Raw genomic sequence first — 6,744 nt, 5'->3', positions numbered from 1 at the left:
AAACAGCAAACAGAAAAAGGACACAAAACATGACACAAGCAACACGCGTGGTTCTGGTCACCGGCGGCATGGGCGGCCTGGGCGAGACGATTTCAACCAAGATGGTCGATGCCGGCTACAAAGTCGCGGTGACCTACTCGCCCGGCAATAGCAAACACGCCGAGTGGGTGGCCCAGATGAAGGGCAACGGCTACGACATCCTGGCCGTGCCCTGCGATGTGACCGACATCGATTTCTGCGCCGGTGCCGTGGCCCAGGTGCAGGCGCAGCTCGGTCCGATCGACGTGCTGGTCAACAACGCCGGCATCACGCGCGATATGACCTTCAAGAAAATGGACAAGGTGAACTGGGACGCGGTGCTGCGCACCAACCTGGACAGCCTGTTCAACATGAGCAAGCAGGTCGCCGATGGCATGGTCGAGCGCAACTGGGGCCGCATTATCAACGTGTCTTCGGTCAACGGCTCCAAGGGGGCGTTTGGCCAGACCAACTATTCGGCCGCCAAGGCCGGTGTGCACGGCTTCACCAAGGCGCTGGCGCTCGAAGTGGCGAAGAAGGGCGTGACCGTCAACACCATCTCGCCCGGCTACATCGGCACCAAGATGGTGACGGCGATTCCGCAAGAGGTGCTGGACTCCAAGATATTGCCCAACATTCCGGTCGGGCGCCTGGGCAAGCCCGAGGAAGTGGCGGGTTTGATCATCTACCTGGCATCGCAGGAAGCGGCCTTTGTGACCGGGGCCAATATCGCCATCAATGGCGGTCAGCACATGCAGTGAGGGCCATACGAAGATTGCAATCGTGACACCAGGGCGGGACAGCAGGTTTCTTGACAGTGTTTTCATCCTCATGGGAGTCGGCTATCAGGGTTTTTGCCAATCCAGATTTTTGTATCAATAGTCTCGAAATATCTATTGGATTTATATGCTTGCGCTCCGTATCATCCGCCGACAGGAGCAGGGCGCAGCCGATTTCTGGCAGGGTCCTGGCTTCGACTGAGAGACCGAACACGGGCGGCTTTCAATGGTTTCTTGCCCGTTCACTGCATTGCTTGAGGAGACTTTGATGAAGAAAAACCGACGTACCCTGATCGCCGCACTGGCGGCGACGCCTTTGGTGCTGGCGACGCCGCTGAGCGCTTGGGCGCAAAAGAAAATCGTGCTGGGCTTCAGCCAGATCGGCGCCGAGAGCGAATGGCGCACGGCCAACACCAACTCCATCAAGGACACCGCAGCCAAGGAAGGCATCAGCCTGAAGTTTTCCGACGCCCAGCAAAAGCAGGAAAACCAGATCAAGGCGCTGCGCTCCTTCATCGCCCAAAAGGTGGACGTGATTGCCTTCGCCCCCGTCGTCGAATCGGGCTGGGACACCGTGTTGAAGGAAATCAAGGCCGCCAAGATTCCGGTCATCTTGACCGACCGCTCGGTGGACTCCAAGGACACCTCGCTGTACGTGACCTTCATGGGTTCCGACTTCACCGAGGAAGGTCGCAAGGCCGGCCGCTGGTTGCTGGAAAAAGTGAAGAACACCAAGGGCGACGTCAACGTGGTGGAGCTGCAGGGCACGGTCGGTTCCGGCCCGGCCATCGACCGCAAGAAGGGTTTTGAGGAAATCGTCAAGGCCGAGCCGCGCATCAAGATCATCCGCTCGCAAACCGGCGACTTCACGCGCGCCAAGGGCAAGGAAGTGATGGAAGCCTTCCTGAAGGCGGAAGGCAAGAAGATCAATGTGCTGTACGCGCACAACGACGACATGGCCATCGGCGCCATCCAGGCGATCGAGGAAGCCGGCCTGAAGCCGGTGAAGGACATCACCATCATTTCGGTGGACGCCGTCAAGGGCGCGTTCGAAGCCATGATTGCCGGCAAGATGGACGTGTCGGTGGAATGCAGCCCGCTGCTCGGACCCCAGCTGATGTCCGCCGTCAAGGACCTGGTGGCGGGCAAAACCCTGCCGCGGCGCATCGTGACGCAGGAAGGCATCTTCCCGATGGAAGTGGCGGCCAAGGAATTTCCTTCACGCAAGTACTGATACGGTCTTGTTGACCAACCTGAACCAGGCCGCCGGTGCGCCGCCGGACGTGCCGGTGCTGGCGCTCTCGGGCGTGGCCAAGCAGTTCGGTGCGGTCCACGCCTTGCGCGGCGTGGACCTGCGCCTGTACGCCGGTGAGGTACACGCCCTGATGGGGCAAAACGGCGCCGGCAAATCCACGCTTATCAAGGTGCTGACTGGTGTGTACCGGGCCGACCAGGGCGAGATGCGCCTGGGCGGCCAGCGCATCAACGCCGCCTCGCCCCTGGAGGCGCAGCGCCTGGGCATCAGCACGGTGTACCAGGAGGTCAACCTCTGCCCCAACCTCTCGGTGGCCGAGAATATTTTTGCTGGCCGCTACCCGCGCCGCGGCCTGCAGGGCGCCTGGTCCATCGACTGGCCGCGCATGCAGCGCGAGGCGCAGGCCTTGCTGGCGCGGCTCAATCTGAGCATCGACGTCACGCAAACGCTGTCCAGCTACTCGGTGGCGGTGCAGCAGATGGTGGCCATTGCCCGTGGTCTGAGTATCTCGGCCCGGGTGCTGATTCTGGACGAGCCGACCTCCAGCCTGGACGACGAGGAAGTGGAGCGCCTGTACGGCGTGCTGCGCCAGCTGCGCGACCAAGGCATGGCGATCCTGTTTGTGACCCACTTTCTGGACCAGGTCTACGCCCTGTGCGACCGCATCACCGTGTTGCGCAATGGCGAGCTGGTGGGTGAATACCCGGCGGCGGAGCTCGGCCACAAGGCCCTGATTGCCGCCATGGTGGGCCGCGAGCTGGTGGCGACGGCCGCTACCCCGCCGGCACCGCTGCAAGCCAGCGCACCGGCGCCGGACTGGCTGCAGACGCGTGGGCTGGCGCGGCGCGGCCACGTCAAGCCTTTGGACCTGGCGCTGCGCCGGGGCGAGGTGGTGGGCCTGGGCGGCTTGCTCGGCTCCGGGCGCACCGAGCTGGCGCGCCTGCTGTTTGGTCTGGACCGCAGTGACGCGGGCGAGATTTCCATTGCCGGACGCACGGTGCGCATGGATTCACCGGCCACCGCCATCCGGCTGGGGCTGGGCCTGTGCCCGGAAGACCGCAAGGCCGAGGGCATTGTTGCCGAGCTCTCGGTGCGCGAAAACATCGCGCTCGCCTTGCAAGCCCGCCAGGGCCTATGGCCTTGCATCAGCCGCGCCCAGCAGGCCACCCTGGCGCTGCGCTATGTGAAAGCGCTGGGCATCAAAACGGCCGACATCGACACCCCCATCGGCCAGCTCTCCGGAGGCAACCAGCAAAAGGCCGTGCTGGCGCGCTGGCTGGCCACCCAGCCCAGCCTGCTCATATTGGATGAACCCACGCGCGGCATCGACGTCGCGGCGAAACAGGAAATCATGAACGAAATATTGGCCTTGGCAAAACAGGGCATGGCCGTGCTGTTCATCTCCTCGGAGATGGACGAGGTGGTACGCGTGTCCGACCGCATTGTGGTCATGCGCGACCGCGCCAAGGTCGGCGAATTGCCCGCCGGCAGCAGCGAGCACGCGGTCTACGCCATGATTGCGGGGCAGGCATGAGCACGCTGATAGGCGCGCTGCCGGCACCCACTTTATGGAAGCGCGTGCAGGCGCATCCGCTTTTGTGGCCGCTCGTCACGCTGGCGCTGATCCTGACGGTCAACGCCAGCCTGAACCCCGGTTTCTGGGTGCTGCAGTGGCGCGACGGCCACCTGTACGGCAGCCTCATCGACATCCTGAACCGCGCAGCGCCCCTGATGCTGGTGTCGCTGGGCATGACGCTGGTGATTGCCACGCGCGGCATCGACATCTCGGTCGGCGCGGTGGTGGCCATCAGCGCCTCGGTGGCGGCGCTGATGATCGGCGGCACGCTGGTGATCAACAACGGCGTGGCCACGCATGTGAGCCGCTTTCCGATGCCGCTGGCGATTGGCTGCGCGCTGCTGGTGGCGCTGGCCTGCGGTCTGTGGAACGGCTTGCTGGTGGCCAAAATCGGCCTGCAGCCCATCATCGCCACCCTGATCCTGATGGTGGCCGGGCGCGGCATTGCCCAGCTGGTGACGGGCGGGCAAATTGTCACCGTGTACTACGCGCCCTACTTCTACATTGGCAACGGCTTTTTGTGGGGCCTGCCGTTTGCGCTGTTCATCGCCGCCGGCGTATTTCTGGCGGTGCATCTGGTGCTCACCCGCACCGCCCTGGGCCTGTTCATCCAGGCCATCGGCATCAACCCGGCGGCGGCGCGGCTGGCCGGCGTGCGTGAGCGCCTGATCACCGTGTGCGTCTATGCCTTTTGCGGCCTGACCGCCGGGGTGGCGGGCCTGATCATCAGCTCCAACGTCAAGAGCGCCGACGGCAACAACGCCGGCAACCTGATGGAGCTCGATGCCATCCTGGCCGTCACGCTGGGCGGCACCCTGCTCACGGGCGGGCGCTTCAGCCTGGGTGGCAGCCTGCTGGGGGCGCTCATCATCCAGGCGCTCACTTCCACCATCTATTCCATTGGCGTGCCGCCCGAGATCAATCTGGTGGTGAAGGCGGCGGTGGTGTTTGTCGTGATGCTGCTGCAATCGGCCGAGTTTCGCCGGGCCGTGCGCGGCTGGCTGGTGCGTCCGGCGGCGGGAGGTCAGGCATGAGCCAGTACGCATTGCAGACGGCATCCGCCGGGCGCTGGCGGCTGGCGCCCAAATACCTGCCGCTGGCGGCCACGGTGTCGCTGTTTTTGACCTTGGCCACGTTTGGTTCGGTGTCCTACACCGGGTTTTTCTCGGCCCAGGCGTTTTTGAACCTGCTGATTGACAACGCCTTTCTGGTGATCGTGGCGGTCGGCATGACTTTTGTCATTCTGGCCGGTGGCATTGACTTGTCGGTGGGTTCGGTGGTGGCGCTCAGCACCATGGTGCTGGCGGCACTGGTGGAGCGCCAGCACTGGAGCCTGTGGCTGGCGATTCCGCTGGTGCTGGCCATGGGCACGCTGTTCGGGGCCTGCATGGGCTGGCTGATCCAGCGCTTTCGCCTGCAGCCCTTCATCGTCACCCTGGCCGGCATGTTCCTGGCGCGCGGCCTGTGCTACCTCATCAGCATCGATTCCATCAGCATCACCGACGAGGCCTACACGGCGCTGGCCCAGATGCGTATTCCCTTGTGGGGCGAGAGCGCTGCCTTGTCGCTCAGCGCGCTGCTGGCTTTGGTGGTGCTGGCCGTGGCCGTGTTTGTGGCCCACCACACCGGCTTTGGCCGCACCGTGTACGCCATGGGCGGCAGCGAACACTCCGCCACCTTGATGGGCCTGCCGGTGGCGCGCACCACGGTGCTGGTTTACACCGCGAGCGGCTTTTGCTCGGCGCTGGGCGGCGTGGTGTTTACCTTCTACATGCTGTCGGGCTACGGCCTGCACGCCGTCGGCCTGGAGCTCGATGCCATTGCCGCCGTGGTGATTGGCGGCACCTTGCTCAGTGGCGGTGTCGGCTATGTGCTGGGCACCTTGTTTGGCGTGCTGACTTTGGGCATCATCCAGTCACTCATCATGTTTGATGGCTCGCTGAGCTCGTGGTGGACGCGCATTGTGATTGGTGCCTTGCTGTTTGTGTTTTGCGTGCTGCAGCGGGTGTTCGAGAGCGGGCGCAAGTCAGGCTGATTTATATTAAATTGGCCTCTAGCCCCCGTGCAATAAGCGCTAATAGCTATTAAATATATAGCGATTTCGCAGCTGATTTTTTGCGCAAGGATTCGTATGCAATACAGACCTCTGGGCCGTACCGGCTGGAACATCTCAAGCGTGAGCTTTGGCGCCTGGGCCATTGGTGGCACCTGGGGCGCGGTGCAAGACAGCGACTCCATGGGCGCGTTGCACCGCGCATTGGACGGGGGCGTGAACTTCTTCGATACCGCCGATGTCTACGGCGACGGCCGCAGCGAGCGCCTGCTGGCCCAGCTGCGCCGCGAACGCGGCGAGCCCTTCTACGTGGCCACCAAGGCCGGGCGCCGTCTCAATCCCCATGTGGCAGCCGGCTACAACCGCGAGAACCTCACCGCCTTTGTCGAGCGCAGTCTGCTGAACCTGGACACCGAGGCGATCGACTTGCTGCAACTGCACTGCCCACCCACCGAGGTGTTTTACATGCCCGAGGTATTTGCCGTGCTGGACGAGCTGGTGCAAGCGGGCAAGCTGCGCCACTACGGGGTGAGCGTGGAAAAGGTGGAACAAGCGCTCAAGGCCATCGAATTCCCCGGCGTGCAGAGCGTGCAAATCATCTACAACCTGTTTCGCCAGCGCCCGGCCGAGCTGCTGTTTGAACAAACGCAAAAGCGCGGCGTGGGCATTCTGGCGCGCCTGCCGCTGTCCTCCGGCTTGCTGAGCGGCAAGATGAGTGCCCAGAGCACTTTTGCAGGGGACGACCACCGCCTGTTCAACCGCGAAGGCGCGGCGTTCGACCGCGGTGAGACCTTCTCGGGGCTGGATTTCAAGGTCGGCCTGCAAGCCGTGGAGGCCATGCGAGCCCTGGTGCCTGAAGGCCAGAGCATGGCGCAAATGGCGCTGCGCTGGATTCTGATGCACCCGGCGGTGACTTGCGCCATCCCCGGTGGCAAGCGCGCCGACCAGGTGGCCAACAATGTGGTCGCGGCCGACCTGCCGGCGCTGCCCGATGCCACGCTGCAGGCGCTGGCCGATATTTACGCGCGCTTTGCCAAGCCGCTGGTGCACCAGCGCTGGTAGG

The 6,744-nt window shown here is 63.7% G+C and carries 6 protein-coding genes; all 6 read left to right on the top strand.

The window, feature by feature from the left end; translation table 11 throughout:
• The first annotated feature begins 29 nt into the window (after positions 1-29).
• The 6 genes from phbB (at position 30) to C5P05_RS19185 (ending at position 6,743) form a co-directional block, all read left to right on the top strand.
• A complete protein-coding gene (gene phbB / locus C5P05_RS19210; RefSeq protein ID WP_114971445.1) occupies positions 30-779 on the top strand; it encodes an acetoacetyl-CoA reductase in 750 nt (249 codons plus the stop codon).
• Between the two features lie 286 nt (positions 780-1,065).
• Positions 1,066-2,031 (top strand): ABC transporter substrate-binding protein, encoded by a 966-nt coding sequence (locus tag C5P05_RS19205; protein WP_114971444.1) that lies wholly within the window; start codon positions 1,066-1,068, stop codon positions 2,029-2,031.
• 7 nt (positions 2,032-2,038) lie between these two features.
• Complete coding sequence (locus tag C5P05_RS19200) at positions 2,039-3,586, top strand: sugar ABC transporter ATP-binding protein (RefSeq protein ID WP_232834582.1); 1,548 nt, start codon at positions 2,039-2,041, stop codon at positions 3,584-3,586.
• On the top strand, positions 3,583-4,662 hold the full coding sequence (locus C5P05_RS19195) for an ABC transporter permease (protein ID WP_114971443.1): 1,080 nt from the start codon (positions 3,583-3,585) through the stop codon (positions 4,660-4,662). The genes C5P05_RS19200 and C5P05_RS19195 overlap by 4 nt, the downstream gene beginning before the upstream one ends.
• Positions 4,659-5,663, top strand: coding sequence for a galactofuranose ABC transporter, permease protein YjfF (yjfF, locus tag C5P05_RS19190; RefSeq protein ID WP_114971442.1), 1,005 nt, complete (start codon positions 4,659-4,661; stop codon positions 5,661-5,663). The genes C5P05_RS19195 and yjfF overlap by 4 nt, the downstream gene beginning before the upstream one ends.
• Positions 5,664-5,759: 96 nt before the next feature.
• Positions 5,760-6,743, top strand: coding sequence for an aldo/keto reductase (locus C5P05_RS19185; RefSeq protein WP_114971441.1), 984 nt, complete (start codon positions 5,760-5,762; stop codon positions 6,741-6,743).
• Position 6,744: the final 1 nt, after the last annotated feature.

Source organism: Rhodoferax ferrireducens, from assembly GCF_003347515.1.
Classification (GTDB): Bacteria; Pseudomonadota; Gammaproteobacteria; order Burkholderiales; family Burkholderiaceae_C; genus Rhodoferax.
Note: the sequence above shows the minus strand (reverse complement) of the source record. Positions and strands in the feature narration are given on the sequence as shown.